Genomic DNA, 19,008 nt, shown 5'->3' with positions numbered 1-19,008 from the left:
ACTTAATTTTGAAGGCTTAAATGTTTTAATTATTGATAGTTTTTTAAGGAAGTAATATGCCTTAGAGAATTAAAAATTTAAGAATATATATTGTAAATAGGTTTTTATGTCAGATGAAATAGAACAAAATAAAAAATATAAATCAAAGCTTGGTAAACTTTTAGTAGGGAATTCGCTTGAATTATTGAAAAATGATAAAAAATTAGCCAAATTGAAAGGCAAAGTAAATCTTATAATTACTTCTCCCCCATTTCCTCTGAATAATAAAAAGCAATATGGAAATGAAAAAGGTGAAGAATATAAGGATTGGTTTATAAAATTAGCGCCAATATTTTCTGATCTTTTGGCTGATGATGGTTCATTAGTTATAGAAATTGGCAATGCGTGGGAACCAGAAAGGCCTGTTCAATCCTTACTCCATTTAGAATGTCTTTTGGGAATGGTAAAACACCCTGAGGCTAACCTAAGATTAATCCAGGAATTCATTTGCTATAACCCTTCTAAACTACCTTCTCCTGCTCAATGGGTAACGGTTAATAGATTTCGAACTGTAGATAGCTATACACACGTTTGGTGGATAGCTAAAAACGATTTTCCTAAAGCAGATAATAGCAAAGTATTACGTCCTTATAGTAAGAGTATGGAGCAGCTGCTAAAACGACAATCATATAATTCAGGTAAACGACCATCCGAACATCAAATCAGCGAAGCCGGATTCTTAAAAGATAATGGTGGTAGTATTTCCCATAACTTTTTTGAAATGGAGGCTTTAGATGAAAAAAGAGATGTGAGATTACCTCATAGTGTATTAAGTTTCTCTAATACCAATTCCAATGATTATTTTCTGAAAACTTGTAGAGAGAGAGGAATTACACCACACCCGGCTCGTATGTCTGGTGGATTAGTAAATTTCTTTATTCAGTTTCTAACAGATGAAGGAGATTTGGTACTAGATCCATTTTCAGGAAGCAATACAACTGGATATTGTGCTGAAAAACTAAACCGTAAATGGGTATCCTTTGAAGTTAAGGAAGATTATATAGAGCAGGCTCGTGTTCGCTTCAGTGATCCATCATTAAAATCACCTCTCAAAAAAATGAAAGTATGAAAACAACAGATAGAATAAAACAACTTGCATCTGTAGATACTTTAAAACAAGGAAAACAGCCAGAACTTTTTGTAGGACATCCTTTTTCACTTGATTATAATAAAGCTAATATTCTTGTATGTGATGATGATAAGGAAAGAGTAAAAGGAATAGCACAAGGAACTTTTTTACTTGCATTTTATGATAATGAAGAAACTGTTGAAGAAGCAATTCTTCTAAGAGCTTTGGCTCCAGCTAGATTACCGACAGATAGTGCTATGATAAGTTCTATGATAGAATACTACAAAGACAATTTACCTACTTCCGGAAAAAGTTCTAAACTAGATGATTTTACGCGTTATGAGTTTAGTTTTTCAGGGTTGGAATGTCGTGTGCTAGGAACATTTTATAGGAATGGGAAAAATGTAGAATTTGGTGCAGATTTAGAAAATTTTTATTCTGCTCATCATTATAGTGTTTATAAAGTCAATAAAGATGTTTTAGGATATATTGTTAACCAGAGAGATTCTCCAGACATCATTCCTGGTAATGATAATGAATTTTCTATTGGGCATGTTCGATATAGTTCCAGCCTCAGATTTCAAAGCAAAAACGAGGAAGACAAAGCAGAGGTTTATATTCACCCAACTGATCTCCTTGGAAAAAGAACTGCTCTTTTTGGAATGACCAGAACGGGTAAATCAAATACGGTTAAGAAGGTAATAGAGGCTACTACTGAAATATCAAGTAAAGCAACATTTACATTACTTTCCAAATCTACTGACACAATTGAAGAAAACCTAAAATCATTTGACAATAATGGGGCTCCTAAGCACCCTGTTGGTCAATTAATTTTTGATGTAAACGGGGAATATGCAAATGCAAACATGCAAGATGAAGGTACTGCTATTTTTGAAATGTATAAGGATAAAGTAACGAGGTACAGTGTACTAGAAAAAGAAGGGTTTGAAGTAATGAAAGTAAATTTTTATAAACAAGTAATTGCTGGTTTCGAATTAATTAAAAGTTATTTATCTGATGATTCTACTGATTTTGTAAAAAGCTTTCTTGCTATTAGTTTGGAAAAACCACAAGACATTAGTGATAAAAGTGCCATGACTAGATGGGAAAGAAAGATAGCAGGGTATTTGTGTTGCTTGAAAGCTGCAAATTTTACTTTACCAACAGACATGAAGACCATTAAGTTTTCAGGAAATGCAGAATTAAATAAAATAGTAAAAGAGGATGGCAGTTTAGATCCTAGTAAAGGAATATCTTTTGACCAAGCTACAAATTGGTTTTTAAAGATATGGGAAGAGTATAGCACTAATCCATTTTTTGATAATTATAGAAGCAAAAATGATAAAGAATGGGCAGATGAAGACCTTAAAGCTATTCTAGTTTTTTTATCAAGAAAGCGTAAATCTGGAGGGAGCATAGATTGTAATGGTTATTTAAGATTAAGAGGGATAGTAGATCAACATACACCAACGGGTAACGAAGCCTTTACAACAGATATTATTAAACTTCTTAGAAAAGGAGAGATAATCATTGTTGATATATCTCAAGGTAACCCTCATATTCAGGGAATGTATTCTGAAATGTTATGTAGAAGTATTTTTAATGATTCTATGAATCGGTTCATTAAAAATGAGACCAATAATTTTATTCAATTTTACTTCGAAGAAGCCCATAATCTATTTCCTAAAAAAGATGATAAAGATTTAAGTCAGGTTTATAATAGAATTGCCAAAGAAGGAGCAAAACTAAATTTGGGCATGATTTACGCTACGCAGGAGGTAAGTTCAATAAGTTCTAATATTTTGAAAAATACCCAAAACTGGTTCATTGCTCATTTAAACAATGAAGATGAAATAAAGGAACTAAGAAAATATTATGACTTTGATGATTTTGCCGATGCGTTAATTCGTTTCAGTGCAAAGAACGATAAAGGTTTTGTGAGGATGAAGACCTATTCTAATCCTTTCATTGTACCCGTACAGATTGACAAATTTTCAGTACAAACTTCTTCAAAATAAGTGTTATGGCATATAGTAGCAGAACAGGTAAACGTCCTGATGAATTAGCCAGTAAATCATCTCATTCATTTATAATAAATGATGAAGAGGTTCGATCATTTTTGGAAAATTGCGAATATCCTAAATCTGCTGAAGAAGTAGAATTGGATAAATCTCTTGTCATCAAAGTTCAATATCCCGATGAGAATCCGATTGAACATATTATAGCAATGGACGGTGGTTACGCTACTATTCCGGTAAAGAAAACATTTCCTTCTTCATTGATAACATTTTTTCAATTTGGAGAGATCTTTCTAAATACCGAAGATTTAAATAACATTTCCGAAATGCCATTTATTTCTAGGGAATCAATGTCAGCACTTAAAGACTTAGAAAGAAGCAAATTAGTACTTCCAACAAAAAATGTTTCATATAATAGCAATATCACTTTAACTCATTCCATTCGCCGAACAATTTATGAATACTTTAGAAAGAAAGGAGATGAAAAAAATAATTTACTTTCTACAACACATTGGCTAATTTTTAATTTGTTTGACCAGCCTGTGGATAGTTTTAACCTAACCACTTGTCCGCATTGTGAAGAAAAAAATCAAAATATTTTACGTGCAAATTTCAACAGTGAATACACGACTAACTGTCCGGAATGTAATGGAATATTATATCTGACAGACTGTTTCAGATTACATGAAGTGATTGATGATGAACTCGGAGCAGGTGGAATTCTTGGGTACCTTGTTAATCTAATCGAACAGATAAACATTATACACACAATAAAATATATCAAAGAAACACAGCCTAAATTACTGGATAAATTTTTCTTTATTAAAGATGGACCTCTGGCATTTTTTGGACAAACAGCCAATATGCATAAACACGTTCGGAAATTATGTAATTACTTATTTAGTAATCATAACTTATTTTTAGCCGGTTTAGAAAAATCAGGTGCATTTGTAGAACATGCAGATGAAATCAAAAACCTGTTAGAACCAGGAGAAGCTTTACTGCTTAACAATAAACACATTTACACTTATATTTTACCAGGACCTTCTGATAACCCAGAGCCATATGCACATACTTCATATTATAGTTCGAAGATTATTTTTAAGTCAAGGGATGAAAGAGTGTATGTTATTACACTTCCTGTCGAAAATGAAAACATTGTACTGAATCCACAAAAGACTGATTTTAAAAACCTGGATACAATACTTTGGAATATAGAAAAGCTAAGATGTGATATGTATGATAATTCAATTGTACCGGTAGCTTTAGCCAATAAGCTCATTTCACTATCTAGCCACCCGAGTTCAAGTATTCTAGAAAAATTTGCTAAAAAACATACAAAATGATTTACGTAGAAAGAAATATCATTCCTGTGCCAGAAGTCTTTTATTCAAAGGAAGTCGAAATAGCAAAAAAAAGACTGGAAGAGTTCTATTTAAAATCAAAAGAAAGCAGATCTCAGCAAAAATACTCACAACCCTTTGAAAAAGAACTAAGAGATAAATTCCTTGAAGCACTACGAGAAGTATTTAAAGAGAAATGTGCTTATTGTGAATCACCTATATCATTCAATAGAGCTCAATCTGAATATGATCATTTCCGTCCTAAAGGAGGAGCCAGAGGATTGGACAAGGAATTCTCAACAGATCATTATTGGTGGTTAACCTATGATTGGAATAACATTTATTTAAGTTGTTCTCACTGTAATCAATATAAATCAACATGGTTTCCCGTTGAAGGAAAAAGAATACCCTTAAACACACCTTACAAAGAAGTCATATATCACGAAAAGGCTCTGTTAATAGATCCATGCATAGACAAGCCTGAAGAACATTTAATTTTTAATGAGCAAGGAGGAATTGAAGCGATTTCTTCTAAGGGCGCTACCACCATAGAAATACTAAAGCTTGATCGTTCTGAGTTGGTGAATGCAAGACTAGAAGTTTTAAAAGAACTATATGGAGAATGGGAATTACTTTTGAAATTATTGAGAAAAGAAGAATCAAATCGAACCGATATTAAAAAGTTATATAATGCTTGGCAATACAAATATACCATTCATTCTGGAGAATCTTATTTAGGGATACAACGATTTATGCTCTCTAAATGGTTGGGAAATAGACCTGAGATACAGGAATATTTTTCAACTATTGCTGGACAAGAAACAAAAAATCAAGAAATCACACTAACCCAAAATTTTTCATCTCCTAAATCAGAAACTTTTACCGAAACTGAAAAACATAATATTGAACAATCTATAAGTTCAATAAAGCATATATATGTTGAAAAAATAGAGTTGAAAAACTTTAAGTGCTTCTCCTCTTTAGAATTAGAATTTAATCATAATTCTGATTCTCCTATTGAAAACGAACCCTGGTTATTATTTCTTGGCGAAAATGGCGTTGGAAAAAGTTCATTATTGAAAGCTTTTGTAATTGGCTTGACAGGAGATGAATATATAAAAAGTTTAGAGCTAAAAGGTAAAGACCTTTTAAAGCATGGTGCAAGAAGTGGATTTATTCGAGTACATCTTGTAGGTGCAATACGACCTATAGAAGTAACTTTTAATAAAACAGAAATTAAGACTACTCTATATCAACCCATAGTTAATATTGTAGCTTATAATTCTATACGCTTAAAACCAAAAGAAGGAAAAATTCAACCTGAAAAAGGAGATTTTTACGGAGCTAAAGCCAAAAATTTATTTGACTATACATTTTCCCTCATAGATGCTGATAGTTGGTTAGTTAAATTATTCAAGAAAGATAAAGATGCTTTTGACCGAGTAGCAATATCTCTAAAAGATTTAATGCTTCTGGAAAATGATGACACTATAAGTATTGTAAAAAATCAACTAGTAATAAAAAGGAACGGTGATGTTTTTTCAATTGATGAACTGAGTGATGGCTATAGATCAATCTTCTATTTAGCGGTTGATATCATGGCTACTTTAGCAGGAGAAAATGTAACATTTGATTTAGCAGAAGGAATGGTACTTATTGATGAAATAGGGACTCATTTACATCCACGTTGGAGAATGGAAGTAGTAACGCGATTAAGAAAAGCTTTTCCAAAAATTCGTTTCGTAGTAACAACTCATGAACCACTTTGTCTGAGAGGATTAAGAGCCGGAGAAACGGTTGTGCTTACTAAAAATCAGGAAAATGAAGTAATAGCATTAACAGAGTTACCTGACCCCAGTGAATTACGAGTAGATCAGATATTGACTTCCGATTTTTTTGGATTAAAGAGTACAATAGATCCTGAAACAGAAAGGCTTTTTGACGAATATTATGCAATTCTCGCTTTGGAAGAAGAGGACAGAAGTGAAGAACAAAAAAATCGTCTTTTAGATCTAAGCCATATTATTCCTCGGATTAAACATTTGGGAAATACCGAACGTGAAGAGCTTACCTATTATGTGATTGATGAATTACTAGCTCGCAAAACAAGAGAAGATGGACCAAAAATCAAAGAGGAATTAAAAGCAGAGGCTCTGAAGCGGGTTGAGAGTATATGGAAAACATTGGACAATAAAAAATAGATCATTATGATAAAAATTGATAGATCTCAAGTGCCAAAACCATCTGCATTAGATAAAAAAAATAGAGCGGGTAAAACGGAAACAGAAAGAGCGATTGAACATTACACTTCCCCCACTTTTGACGGAACGACTAATTTTGAATTTAAAATATATTCCGATTCTGAGGTAAAAGAAGCTTTAATAAATTTATTCGAAGAGAAGTGTGCCTATTGCGAAAGTACATTTCTGCATGTTTACTCTGGAGATGTTGAGCATTTTCGCCCTAAAGGAGAAATTGAAGAAGCGAATCCACATAAGAAACCCGGTTATTATTGGTTAGCTGCAGATTGGGATAATTTATTGTTGTCTTGTAGAAACTGTAATCAAAAGCTATCCCATTCCTTGTACGGAATAGGAACCAAAAAGACAATGGGGAAAATGAACCAATTTCCTCTGTCAGATGCTACGAAATATGTACGTAAGCATGATAATATTAATGGAATTGCAGATGAAGAACCTTATAGACTTCTACTAAATCCATGTATCGATAATCCCGAAGATCATTTAGAATACGGTGATGAAGGCGTTATTCGTCCTAAAAAAGATGCGGATGGAAACGAAAGTATCAAGGCTAAAAAATCAATAGACGTCTATGTTTTACAAAGAATGTATCTTGTCCAATCTCGGGAAAAGAAACTTATTGAGATACAGGCACAAATACAAAGAGTGAAAGAGGCTACAGAAAATTATAATGATATTATTGGATCTCCAGACACAACAAAGAAATTTTACTTTGAACGAATCTTAAAAAGAGAGATGGAGGGATTAAAAAAGTTTTTAAATCCAAAAGAAGAGTATGTTGGTATGGCAAGACAAGTAGTCGGAGAGTTTCTAAGAGTAAATTTTGGTATTACTATATAATTATGAACTGGGTAAAAGAAAATAGAAATCAACTTGCCATAAATAACTATGTAAGAAAAGCAGATGCAAAAACGAATTATTGGCTTGATTTATCAGAGGGAAGAATTAACCATTATAAAGAGCTGACAAGTGATAATTTCAATATTATTATCTATGGAGATGAAGATATTGAAACTGATTTTTATATAATTCCTTTTGAAGAATTAAAACACCTTTTACTTGAAAATACCTTTGCTAAAAGTGAAGGTAGAAGGCGATGGATTGGGAATATTATCAATCATCATATTTCATTAAGTAATACAGGGGTAAAACTAAATATTGCTCACAGATATAGTGTGCCTATTTCGCTAGTCATTGAACCTTTAATTTTAAGTACAGAAGGCACTAATGACTATGCGATAGAAAATGCAAAAAGAGAAATACAAATCAGAATCAAGCAATCCGCTTTCCGAAAAAAAGTGCTAGAGAATTTTGACCATAAATGTTGCTTAACAGGAGTAACGGAAAATGAGTTATTAGTAGCAAGTCATATTATTCCGTGGGCAACTAAAATTGATACAAGGGTATCACCTCATAACGGTCTTTGCCTTTCTACTTTATACGATAGTTTATTTGACAAGGGATATTTTACACTTAATGAAAAGTATGAGGTAATAATTACTTCAAAATTAGATGAATTGAGTTTACAAACTCAAAATTGGTTGAATGAGATTTTCGGAAAGGTAATTTCAAATCCTGTAAAATATGAAATTAGTCAAATTGCTTTGGAGTATCATCGAAATACAATTTTTGACAAATTTTAAATGAATAAGAGCCAAATAATATCAAAATTGGTTGGAAATCTGTTGGACATTCAAACAGATGGAGACCATATTACCGTTGCTGAACTAAAAACAATTGATAAGAATGGATTGAAGGAAACCATTGATATCAATACCGCTTTAGTTTCGTCAAGTATAATTAGTAAAATAAAATCATCACATGTTAATCCTTATATAAATCTGTCTGGAGCATACTATAGAGAAGATTATGAATATAAACCTTCATTCTCATTATATCTTTCAAAATCTTCAGGATTAAGTAAAGCAGAACCTTTGGTTGTTTCGTGGTGTTCTGATAATCACACAACATTAATGGTTGATCAGGGTTTTTTAAGTGCTTTTAAATTATCACCACGTTTGTTAGACAATGAAATTTTATGGGATGATTTGAAAGAACCTGAATATGATGTAGTAAAAATCAAACCTCTTTCTGAATATAAATTTCCAACTCATTCAGAAGCTTATGTGAAAATTAAAAAGGATTATCTCGATATTTATTTAGCGTATAGAAAGAAAGAAGCTGTACAGGTATTTACAATAAAAAGAGATATCACAATAGACGAAGAAATCTCCACACTGCTTAAAAATAAGAAACACTTTATTGAAGAATTTAAACAGTTCGAAATAAAGATAAGCAGAGTTGACCATAAAGAAAATACAGCTCGTTTAGAAATAAATGGTTTTAAAGTTCTTTTAGAAAATAGGGACGACAATGAGGAAAAAGAAACAGTAACAGGGCATCATTGGAAAGGAATTGACGGGTTGGTAACTGAATGGCGGGCAAGACATGAAATGCCTTTTGAGTATGTATATGTTTCTGATAAAGTATTGGCAGTATATGAAGCAGACGAAGATTATGAAGTTCATCCCTTGTCCGGAAGTGTCAGCTATAGAAATCAATGGGCAGTAACCCATTGTGATCGTGTTGGAAAAAATGCTATTAAAATTGACATCAAAAAGCTATACGAGGGTAATAGATATACAGTTATTGATTACTGGAATAAATTTTCGATTCACCCATCCGAGATTATTGAAGGAGAGAATATTGCTGAAAAAGCAGAACGTTTGACCAGGAAGTTCTTTTTGTTTGGGCAAATATTTACAGGTTTATTTAATCACTTATTCGAACTTAATTATTCGGCAAAAGACTTAATTGGTTTAGATGAAGAGCATATTGAATATACAGGATGGTCAGAATTCACTGAATTCAATGCTATTGCTCAACACGTAAATTTACAATCTTTTTCCAAAGAACAATTTATATCCCGATGTAAAAAGCTATATATCTTGCTAGGAGAAAATTTGAAAGAAAAGCCGCTACGAAGAATTGTAGATATGTTAGGCTTCCCAGCTTCAGATACTGAAAAGTTCAGAAGTATAAAGTTGCTTGAACTTATTATAGCCTATATTAAAGTTACGGAGGAAAGTGGATTACATCCTTTGGTTAATAAAGAAATTATTGTAGAGAGGGTTTTAGAAAATAAAAGTTTCAATGCATTATTAGAATTGTCAGCTGTAAATAGCATTAGACAGCTAGATGCTCATAAAACAAATGATTCGAAAGCAAGGCTTCATAAAGCACTGACAGATTTAGGAGTAGAGCCTAATTCCATTTCTAATAACTATCCTGATGCTTGTTGGCAAATTTATGATAGTCTTGATGAAATGTTTTTGAGACTAAATGTTCTTTTTTCTAATTTTTTATTAAAATAGATTTCATGCCAAATCTACTTTTTTTAACTTACAGAGAAAAGGTTAAGGAATTTCAAATCTTAGTTTTTCGTTTGAAAATACAATGAAATCTATAAAGTCAAAAAGTGTTTCTCCATAAGAATCATCCTCATTTTTAAAACGTATTCACCAGTAATCCATTATGAAATAATAAAAGAATATCTTTTACTGGTGAAACTTAGAAATACTGGTAAATGAAACATTTTTCTGTATTATAAATATCCTATGCTTGTATTCAAATTTATCTAATTCAAGATACTTCTCTTAAATCATAGGCGGTTTGTAAGCGAACCCAAAATGTTGCATTACCTCCAAAAACTTCGGAGATTCTTATTGCCATACAGGGAGTGATTACGCTTTTACCATTAATAATATTGAGTAAGGCAGGTTGTGTAATACCCTGAGTTTATCACAAGCTTTTGATAACATCAAAGAGTTTGATTATTTTATGTCCGGGATTGTTTATTTCTCAATGGGAGCCTACGATAAACTTCCGGAAACAAATCTCGTTAACCCATATATCCACCTGCTGAAAATGCTGGATGCTGCGCATCTTATGCTGGAAAGGAGAGGGAGGTAGAAGCGGGGAGCGGGATGTTGGAAGATGGAAGTTTATTTTAAGGTGTAATGATAGATGGTTGGTGCGAAACTTCTGATTTCAATGCTGTCATTCTGAATGAAACGAAGTGCAGTGAAGAATCTTATAGAACTTAAAGAGATTCTTCCTTCGTCAGAATGACAGTGCGTGTGCTTATTACTTCAAGCTTCTATCAAAATTTAACGCAAAGGTTTACTACTATCATGATCTATTACAAGGGAGCTGAGGTGGAATCAATTTCATTGATTTTTCTAAGCGGACGTATAGCCATACAGCTTCATCCGTGACTTTGTCGCACTCTTAGCTCCCTTATCAATAAATGGATTGAATATTTTCTTTGCGTTTAAAGAAATAAAAGGCTGGAAGACAGAAGCTGTTTTAGTCAGCATACAATGATGTTTTTTACTGAAAAACAGAAAACTTCTGAAGCAGAGCATAATACTGATGATATTCTTTGTATTTTTAGTACCGCAACAAAGGTGAAGGAAACATCAAAACTGGCTTTGTAAAAATAAATGTAATTATTCCTGAAGTTGTCAATATGGTAAACAAACAGAAAATGAACGGCAAAAAAATACAATTCCTCTTTGGTTTTTCTTTTACTTTATTTCTTCTTTCCTGTTCCGGAACAAAGAATGTTGTTGAGGTTGAAAAGGTAAAAAGAGATTCGCTCTATACAGAAATTCAACGGATCGGTTTGGAAGCAGCCAGAAATAACAATGTTCCCGGGGTAGCCATAGCTGTGATTCAGAATGGAAAAATAGTGTGGACACAATGTATAGGATTTGCTGATAAAGAAAACCGGAAGCCGGTAACCCCAGAAACTATTTTTAATGTGGGTTCTGTTTCCAAAATGGTATCTGCATGGGGATTCATGCAACTCACAGAAAAAGGGCTTGTAAACCTGGATGATCCTGTAAATGACTATCTGACCCGCTGGAAACTGCCTGCTTCCCAATATGATATATCAAAAGTGACCTTAAGGCGTATTCTCAGCCATACGGCAGGACTTTCAGTACATGGTTACGGAGGTTCTGAACAAGGAACAAAATTATTAAGTCTGGAAGAATCCCTTTCCGGAAAGACCAAAAGGAATGGGGAAAGCGTGCGTTTGATCAGTGAGCCGGGAGCACAATGGGAGTATTCAGGTGGCGGCTATACATTGGCACAGCTGATGCTCGAAGAAAGAACGAAGGAGAAATTTGCAGATTATATGAAAAAGAATGTTTTCAACCCTTTAGGATTGAATCACACTACCTATGAATGGACGGAAGAAATGATGAAAAACTCTGCAACAGCTTATGATGCTTCGGGTAAGCCTATAAAGAACAGAATATTTACAGAACAGGCAGCAGCAGGATTGCAGACAACAGTGTTGGACCTGGCACATTTTGCAGAATTGTCATTAAACTATCAGCCCAACCCACTGCACAAAGTGTTGAAACCGTCAACCGTACAATTGATGGAAAAATCTGTTTTGCCATTTTCCGATGAAGGAAAGAGTGGCCTTGGATATCGTTTTATGTATTATGAGGGGTTTGAAACAGTAGGACATACCGGAGAGAATGAAGGCTGGAGCGCTGGCCTGTTTATGCATTTGCCCACAAAGAGCAGTATTGTGATTCTCTGTAATGGGTCCAACGGAGATCGGGTTTGGTATCCTGTCTATCAGAGCTGGGCAAAAAGAATAAAAGCAAACTGAAGCAGAATATTACCATGAAAAAATCCAGAAAACACTTTTCTGGATTTTTGTATAATGACTTAAGAGATTTATTTCAGGACCTTCTCGTAGATCTCATTCAGCAGGTTTTGTCTCATTTTAGAATTTCTTTGATTTAAAAGGATAATTATACCCCATTTTTTTGCTCTGTTGTAGCAGATGATGGAAGATTGGCCCATAGAATCACCGGACTTCAGGTAAATGGTATTCTGATCATCAGTACTAATCGTAAGGCCGAGTCCCATTTCTCTTTTTTCATCTTTATAGTAGAGCTTTTCAGTGAGCAGTGCGGCCTCAGATACTGGATTTCCGTTGGTAAGAACCGCTTTCAGATACTTGAGCATATCCGAAGCATTTGATTTTACCAATCCTGCCGATGCGGTAATGTTCCACTTGAAAAATTCCTGAACACCGCCATTGGGATTATAACCTGCTGTGATATTTCTTACATTGAAATCCTTTGTCAAGGTGTTGGTCATCTGCAGAGGAGTGATTATTTTTTCACGAATTACTTTATCATAGCTTTTACCGTACACCTTTTCCAGTATTTGTCCCAACAGCGTATAACCAATCGTAGAATAGCGGTATTTGCCATAATCAATAAGTTCACTGCAGTTGTTGACAATGGAAGTCAGGGTTTTTTCTGTAACATTGCTTACAGGCTGCTGCGGATTTAATTCTATCAGTTTGGCAAAATCTATATCCGGCAGGCCGGACTGATGAGAAGCCAGATCTGAAATTTTTATTTTGTTTTTGAGGTTTTTCTGTAAAATATAACTTTTAGGCAGATAATTGTCAATATAATCCTCTGGTTTTAGCCTGTTCTCAATAACGGCCTGGGCAATTAAATTAGACGTCAGAATTTTAGTAATAGAAGCAATTTCAAATATGGAATTCTTATTAACGTCAACAGGACTTTCTTTGCTAAGTTTTCCATAGGACGTATAATATTCTTCATCATTGCTGATAAATCCAACACTGATGGCCACGTCCGGATTCTTTTGATAATTGTCTTTGATGATTGAATCTATTTTTTTGGAAATGTTCTGTCCAAAAGTAAAAGTACTCATCAATAATAGTACTGCTAAAAAGGTGAATGAAGTTTTCATTGTATCGTTATTTTAATGGTTAAAAATGATTTCGATACAAAGATGTGGAAGTGCTTACTTCTACGCGACCGAATAAAAGTATTCGGCCTCATTGGCCTGGAAAAATGCGTTCGGGTAATGTAAGATGCAAGTACGAGTAATTACAAGGTGTTGTTTTGTAGTAGGTTACGATATTGTATAAGTGTGTTTCCTGTATGCTTTTTAAAAGCAGTATTGAAAGAAGATTTTGAATTGAAAACTACTTTATAGAGGATTTCCAGCAACAGACAGCACATACAGATAAAAAAAGGAATCTGTAAAATATAAGAAAGAATGAAATAATGTAACGCAATATTTTATAATTTCAATATCATATTTTAAGGGAGCAAAAACGGAATCCACTTCACGTAGTAATGACAAAGACGAAAGTTATCATTCTTTAAAAAATACAGACAGCTACTTCTATAACTATCATAACTTCCTTCCTCCAGCTTCCCGCTTCAAAACTAAAAAGAGGCTGAAAAAGCCTCTTTTTATCATTTCAAAATCTGTTGATCATAAAGAAGATGGTCATCTTCATCAAAACTTATGATCAGTACTTTATATTGTTTTGCACTATCATTATTAAAGAATTTAATTCTCGGTGGAACATAATCGCTGTCAAATAAATTAGGATTCCAGTAAAGGGTTTCTCTGGTATCATTTTCAATTTTTTCCAGAGCGTCATCATCTATCATTTCAATAGGAAACTCTGAAGGTTTGTCATATCCTTTGATGATGGCTGAGTTGTTTTTTGGTGCTTCCTTTTCATTACTTTTGGACTTCATATTTCCTTTCATCGTGTAGATGGCTACGGCATCACCTATTAACCCTGAGCCTTTAATAATTTTTACCATCGCAATATTACTTACTGGAAGAGCTGAGATCATCGAGCCGTCAGTAAGTACCTCATCTAAATACAGCTTAGCCTGCTGGCCCCGGATGTACGGTACGTTTACCCCTGAATTATTTCTTTGAAAAGTTAAGCCGGCAGCTTTTCCCTGCAGCCAGTCTAGTATATTGGTATATCCTGAAGCATGCTGGTCTTCATTTACAAAGTCGAATACAGTAGAATTTACAGAACTGAACATTCCGGTGGAGAGCTGCTTGTCTAATTCTTCCTTTGGGTCTTTCTTTTTTCCTACCAATGCTACTTCCTGAATCTGGATATCGTTACCCTCTGTTTTTTTATAATTTTTTTGAGTATTAATAGCTCTGGAAATTGCCGGAGGAAGGGTTTTGTTTTTAGCAGCTTTTACCAAGGTATATTTTGTGCCCGGGAAATTACCTTTAAATTCTGAAGGATTTACCAACGGTTCTACGGTGACGAATAAGTTATCAGTACTTGATTCTTTATTTTCAGAATTGACGAATAATGAAACATTCACAGGTTCATCATTGTTAAGATTATTTAAATAAACATACCCGTTTTGATCTGTTTTAAATTGATTAAAGGCCGGTTGATTTTTCCCTAATTGCAATACTAAATTTACATCAGAGTTGATGAGCAGAGCATTGTTTTTAATAGGTTTTACTCTGTAAGAAAGATATTGCTGAGATTGGGTTTTAATGACAGGAGCTGTTCCGCTGAGTACGGAATTCCAGTCGAATCTCTTCCAGTTTTCAGAAATAAGCAGTGCGTCCAAAGCTTCACTATTGGCATTTTTAGAAAAATATTGTGCCGGGCTGTCTATTTTTGAAGTAAAATCTCCTGTCAGCCAAAGTCCGCTAAGGATATTTTCTTCTTCCGGAGTGGAGGTGCCGTCATCTTCACTCACCACAACAGTGTAATTTTTAAAATAAGACTCCGGAGAAAGATCAATGCTGTTGAAAGATCTTGGGGTCTGTTTTAAGCTCTGAGCTATAATTTCTGCTTTTTCAATCTTTAAATCACCAGGTTTTATAAAGCAAAGCCTTTGGGCCACAAGATTGTCCTGCTCATCAAAAATTGCCAATTGCAAAACACCGTTGGCTCCGTTGCTGATTTTTGTGGGAATAAGACTTGATGCCTCATTGGTTAAATGGTTGATATTTGCTCTGTAAGCAAGGTGGTTATTGATAAGTCCTACAATTTTATAACCCTGCAGCTGTTGTTTCAGATTAACGCCTTTTAAAGTATATTTAATCCCTTCCTTAGAGCTGTGAACTTCTACATTCAGACCGCTGTCTGCAGCTTGTGGGAGATCTATGGTCTGGCTTTTTCCATTATTATCCTGGATGACGGCCTGGTATTTTTTTCCGGATGCAGGAGTTACTGTAAAAGAAGCCACATTTTTATCAAAAGATTTAAATGTTGTGACAGGAGTTTTTGGATTTTGTACATCGATTATTTTTCCGGTCCAGTTTTCCGGTAAAGAAGAACTGGCAGATAATCTTACAGCAAATTTAGTAGGCATCCCGTTAATGAATGTTCCTCCTTCCGGAAATACTTTTGCAGACCAATCAGAATTTTTAGCAATCACTAATGATTCTGTGGAATTGGGGTTGTAAACCGGAAGTGTTTTTACAATCTGAAAATCTTCATTAAAATTAGTCATGTAAGGCGTATAAGCCCTTACAAAATAAACCTGTTCAGGAAGGTCTTCTTTCAGCTGAAAATCTCCGCTGCCTTCACCATTGGTAAGAAGTACTGTTTTCCAGTCTATTAATTTTTTATCAGAATTATACAATTCTACAAATAGAGTAGTGGATAATGCAGAACGGTTGTATCCGTCAAATACAAAGCTTTTGAACCAGATTTTGTCACCGGCGGCATATTGGGATTTGTCGGTAAGTAAGTAGACTTTCTCCTGTTCGTAATTATTCTCAAGATTGGTAATTGCTTTTTCCAATTTAGTTTGAGCCAGTACAGGCGTTACCATTGAGATAAGCAATACACAGAATATATTTTTCATAGAAATCTCAGCGCATTTTAATTCTATGCTAAAGTAATCATTTAAAAGCTTCGGAAATTGATATTGATCCAATTTCAGGTGTATTTCTTTCAGATTTTAATAGACAGGTTTTTAACGCTAAAATTTGTTGAAGAATTTTTTGGGAAAAACGGCGCTGATAAAGCGGTTTGATGAGAGCAGGCCTTCTATAATCGTTCAGTATTTTATCAATAAACTAAAATGTGGTAGGATAAAAACCGCAAATAAAACCTATCTTTAATTAGATGAATTGGAGAAGCTTATAGATGACAGGATGTAATTCCGGTGTCGGCAAGATAGTTGTATTCAATGAACAGCCAAAACAAAATATAAACTATGAATGTACAGTTAAAACAGGATTGTCATTTTAAAAATGACGGTACCGATAATTTCGGTGCAGACATTTTAAAAGGTCTGTCCGCTCATCCGAAAAAATTATCTTCCAAATATTTTTACGACAAAACGGGCGACCGTCTTTTCCAGCAGATTATGGCCATGCCTGAATACTATCTTACCAATTGTGAGCTGGACATATTTCAAAATAAAACAGAAGAACTAGCAAAGGCTATTTCCAATATCAATGAATCCTTTGATCTCATAGAATTAGGAGCTGGCGATGCGATGAAATCATCTTACCTTCTCAAAAATTTAGTAGAGAAAGGTACCAATTTTACGTATATGCCTATTGATATTTCGGGAAATATTCTTTCTGTTCTGCAGGAAAACCTGAAGAAAAAACTACCTGAACTGGAAATTTTACCGCTGGAAGGAGAGTATTTTGATATGCTGGATAAAGCCACCGGTATTTCGAAAAGAAAAAAAGTAGTCCTTTTCTTGGGCGGGAATATCGGAAACATGGAAAGCGAGGAAGCCAGACATTTCTGCAATGAAGTGAAAAGAAAGCTGAATGCCGGAGATTTGTTTCTCGTAGGTTTTGACCTCAAGAAAAATCCGAATACCATTCTAGCCGCTTACAACGATCCTGCAGGAATTACCGCTTCGTTCAATCTTAACCTTCTTACCAGAATAAACCGGGAACTGAAAGCAGATTTTAAGGTGGAAAATTTCCAGCACTATCAAAACTATGACCCCATTTCAGGAGCCTGCAGAAGTTTTCTGGTAAGTCTTTGCGATCAGGAAGTTCATGTAGGAAATCATTTGGTTTACTTTAAAAGAGATGAGCTGATTGATATGGAGATTTCCCAGAAATTTTCGGAACAGGATATCAAAAAACTGGCTGGAGATTCAGGGTTTCATATCCTTGTTGAAATTAAAGATACTAAAAACTGGTTTGTAGATTCTATCTGGATGGTGTAATTTAAAATGATTTTTTATGAAAAAAGATACATTACTTGTACAGGCAAATCTTCATAAAAACTGGATAAAAAAATATGCTGAGATCAGGAATCATTCCGTTGAGATCTGCAGTCCTCTGGAAATTGAAGATTACGTAGTTCAGCCTATCGTGGATGTAAGTCCTCCGAAATGGCATTTGGGTCACACCACCTGGTTTTTTGAAACCTTTATTTTACAGCCCAATTTTCCGGGATATGAAGTTTTTGATCCTCAGTATAATTTTGTGTTCAACAGTTATTACGAAACTATCGGTGCCCGTGTCATCCGTACCGACAGGGGAAATCTGAGCCGTCCTTCTGTTTCAGATGTTTTTAAATACCGTGAATATGTAGATCAGAAGATGGATGAATTTCTTCAGAACGGATATCTTACAGAATCGCTGGAATCTCTGTTGGAATTAGGTTTAAACCACGAACAGCAGCACCAGGAACTGTTAGCGACAGACATCAAATATATTTTAGGTCATAATCCTTTGTTTCCTGCTTACAAAAAGGAAGCTTTTTCCAAGAAAGAAACTTCCGGAAACTCAGAAATGATAGGGGTTTCAGAAGGAATTTATGAAATTGGGTTTAAAGGTGAAGGTTTCTGTTTTGATAATGAGCTCGGAAGACACAAAGTATATCTGAATGATTTTAAAATTTGCAGTCACTTAGTGACCAATAAAGAATATTTGGAATTTATTGAGGCTGGCGGCTATGAAGATTTCAGGCACTGGCACGCTGAAGGGTGGGATTGGGTGAAACAGAATCATGCAAAATCCCCTTTATACTGGCATTATATTGATGGAAAATGGATGAATTATACGTTAAACGGCCTACAGGAAATTGACTTAGAGGAAGCCGTCTGCCATATCAGTTTTTTTGAAGCTTCTGCTTTTGCTTCGTGGAAAGGAAAACGGCTGCCGACCGAAGCTGAATGGGAAGTGGCATCAGCTCATTTTGACTGGGGAAAACGCTGGGAGTGGACCAATTCCGCTTATCTTCCGTATCCGGGATATAAAAAAGAGGCTGGAGCTGTAGGAGAATATAACGGGAAATTCATGGTGAATCAAATGGTGCTTCGTGGGGCTTCAATAGCAACTCCGCCCGGACACAGCAGAAATACATACCGTAATTTTTTCCAGACTCATTTGCAGTGGCAGTTTACCGGAATCAGACTTGCACAATAATTTTG

General features: G+C 34.5%; 14 protein-coding genes. 11 read left to right on the top strand and 3 right to left on the bottom strand.

Annotated features, from left to right (window positions below; all coding sequences use genetic code 11):
• Positions 1 to 106: 106 nt before the first annotated feature.
• From FW781_RS04860 to FW781_RS04830, 7 genes are read left to right on the top strand one after another with little or no spacing between them, the layout of a single operon-like run.
• Entirely contained in the window at positions 107 to 1,108 is a 1,002-nt protein-coding gene (locus FW781_RS04860) for a DNA-methyltransferase (RefSeq protein WP_172625666.1), read from the top strand.
• A complete protein-coding gene (locus FW781_RS04855) occupies positions 1,105 to 3,126 on the top strand; it encodes an ATP-binding protein (RefSeq protein WP_149386380.1) in 2,022 nt (673 codons plus the stop codon). The genes FW781_RS04860 and FW781_RS04855 overlap by 4 nt, the downstream gene beginning before the upstream one ends.
• Before the next feature lie 5 nt (positions 3,127 to 3,131).
• A complete protein-coding gene (locus tag FW781_RS04850; RefSeq protein ID WP_149386379.1) occupies positions 3,132 to 4,472 on the top strand; it encodes a DNA double-strand break repair nuclease NurA in 1,341 nt (446 codons plus the stop codon).
• Entirely contained in the window at positions 4,469 to 6,670 is a 2,202-nt protein-coding gene (locus FW781_RS04845) for an AAA family ATPase (RefSeq protein WP_149386378.1), read from the top strand. Before FW781_RS04850 ends, FW781_RS04845 begins: the two co-directional genes overlap by 4 nt.
• A gap of 6 nt (positions 6,671 to 6,676) precedes the next feature.
• Positions 6,677 to 7,570 carry an HNH endonuclease family protein gene (locus FW781_RS04840; protein ID WP_149386377.1) on the top strand — a complete coding sequence of 298 codons (894 nt, stop codon included), beginning with the start codon at positions 6,677 to 6,679 and terminating at the stop codon, positions 7,568 to 7,570.
• 2 nt (positions 7,571 to 7,572) lie between these two features.
• Positions 7,573 to 8,373, top strand: a complete 801-nt coding sequence (locus FW781_RS04835; RefSeq protein WP_149386376.1) for an HNH endonuclease — start codon at positions 7,573 to 7,575, stop codon at positions 8,371 to 8,373.
• Complete coding sequence (locus FW781_RS04830; RefSeq protein WP_149386375.1) at positions 8,374 to 10,104, top strand: hypothetical protein; 1,731 nt, start codon at positions 8,374 to 8,376, stop codon at positions 10,102 to 10,104. It abuts the gene before it with no gap.
• Between the two features lie 268 nt (positions 10,105 to 10,372).
• On the opposite strand, the gene FW781_RS22805 is transcribed toward FW781_RS04830, so the two are convergent.
• Positions 10,373 to 10,519, bottom strand: a complete 147-nt coding sequence (locus FW781_RS22805; protein ID WP_149387363.1) for a HigA family addiction module antitoxin — start codon at positions 10,517 to 10,519, stop codon at positions 10,373 to 10,375.
• A 51-nt stretch (positions 10,520 to 10,570) separates the two neighbouring features.
• Between FW781_RS22805 and FW781_RS22725 the strand changes: the two genes are divergently transcribed.
• Complete coding sequence (locus FW781_RS22725) at positions 10,571 to 10,702, top strand: hypothetical protein (protein WP_262884118.1); 132 nt, start codon at positions 10,571 to 10,573, stop codon at positions 10,700 to 10,702.
• A gap of 577 nt (positions 10,703 to 11,279) precedes the next feature.
• On the top strand, positions 11,280 to 12,422 hold the full coding sequence (locus FW781_RS04820) for a serine hydrolase domain-containing protein (RefSeq protein WP_172625665.1): 1,143 nt from the start codon (positions 11,280 to 11,282) through the stop codon (positions 12,420 to 12,422).
• Positions 12,423 to 12,490: 68 nt separating this feature from the next.
• On the opposite strand, the gene FW781_RS04815 is transcribed toward FW781_RS04820, so the two are convergent.
• Together FW781_RS04815 and FW781_RS04805 are read right to left on the bottom strand one after the other, a co-directional pair.
• Entirely contained in the window at positions 12,491 to 13,549 is a 1,059-nt protein-coding gene (locus FW781_RS04815; protein ID WP_149386373.1) for a serine hydrolase domain-containing protein, read from the bottom strand.
• 515 nt (positions 13,550 to 14,064) lie between these two features.
• A complete protein-coding gene (locus FW781_RS04805) occupies positions 14,065 to 16,461 on the bottom strand; it encodes a hypothetical protein (protein WP_149386372.1) in 2,397 nt (798 codons plus the stop codon).
• A 354-nt stretch (positions 16,462 to 16,815) separates the two neighbouring features.
• Here FW781_RS04805 and egtD point away from each other — a divergent pair, with 354 nt between their 5' ends.
• Both egtD and egtB read left to right on the top strand, forming a co-directional pair.
• Positions 16,816 to 17,796, top strand: a complete 981-nt coding sequence (gene egtD, locus FW781_RS04800) for an L-histidine N(alpha)-methyltransferase (RefSeq protein ID WP_149386371.1) — start codon at positions 16,816 to 16,818, stop codon at positions 17,794 to 17,796.
• Between the two features lie 16 nt (positions 17,797 to 17,812).
• Positions 17,813 to 19,003, top strand: a complete 1,191-nt coding sequence (gene egtB / locus FW781_RS04795; protein ID WP_149386370.1) for an ergothioneine biosynthesis protein EgtB — start codon at positions 17,813 to 17,815, stop codon at positions 19,001 to 19,003.
• Positions 19,004 to 19,008 lie beyond the last annotated feature (5 nt).

The sequence above is a fragment of the Chryseobacterium panacisoli genome (assembly GCF_008274625.1).
Taxonomy (GTDB): Bacteria; Bacteroidota; Bacteroidia; order Flavobacteriales; family Weeksellaceae; genus Chryseobacterium; species Chryseobacterium panacisoli.
Note: the sequence above shows the minus strand (reverse complement) of the source record. Positions and strands in the feature narration are given on the sequence as shown.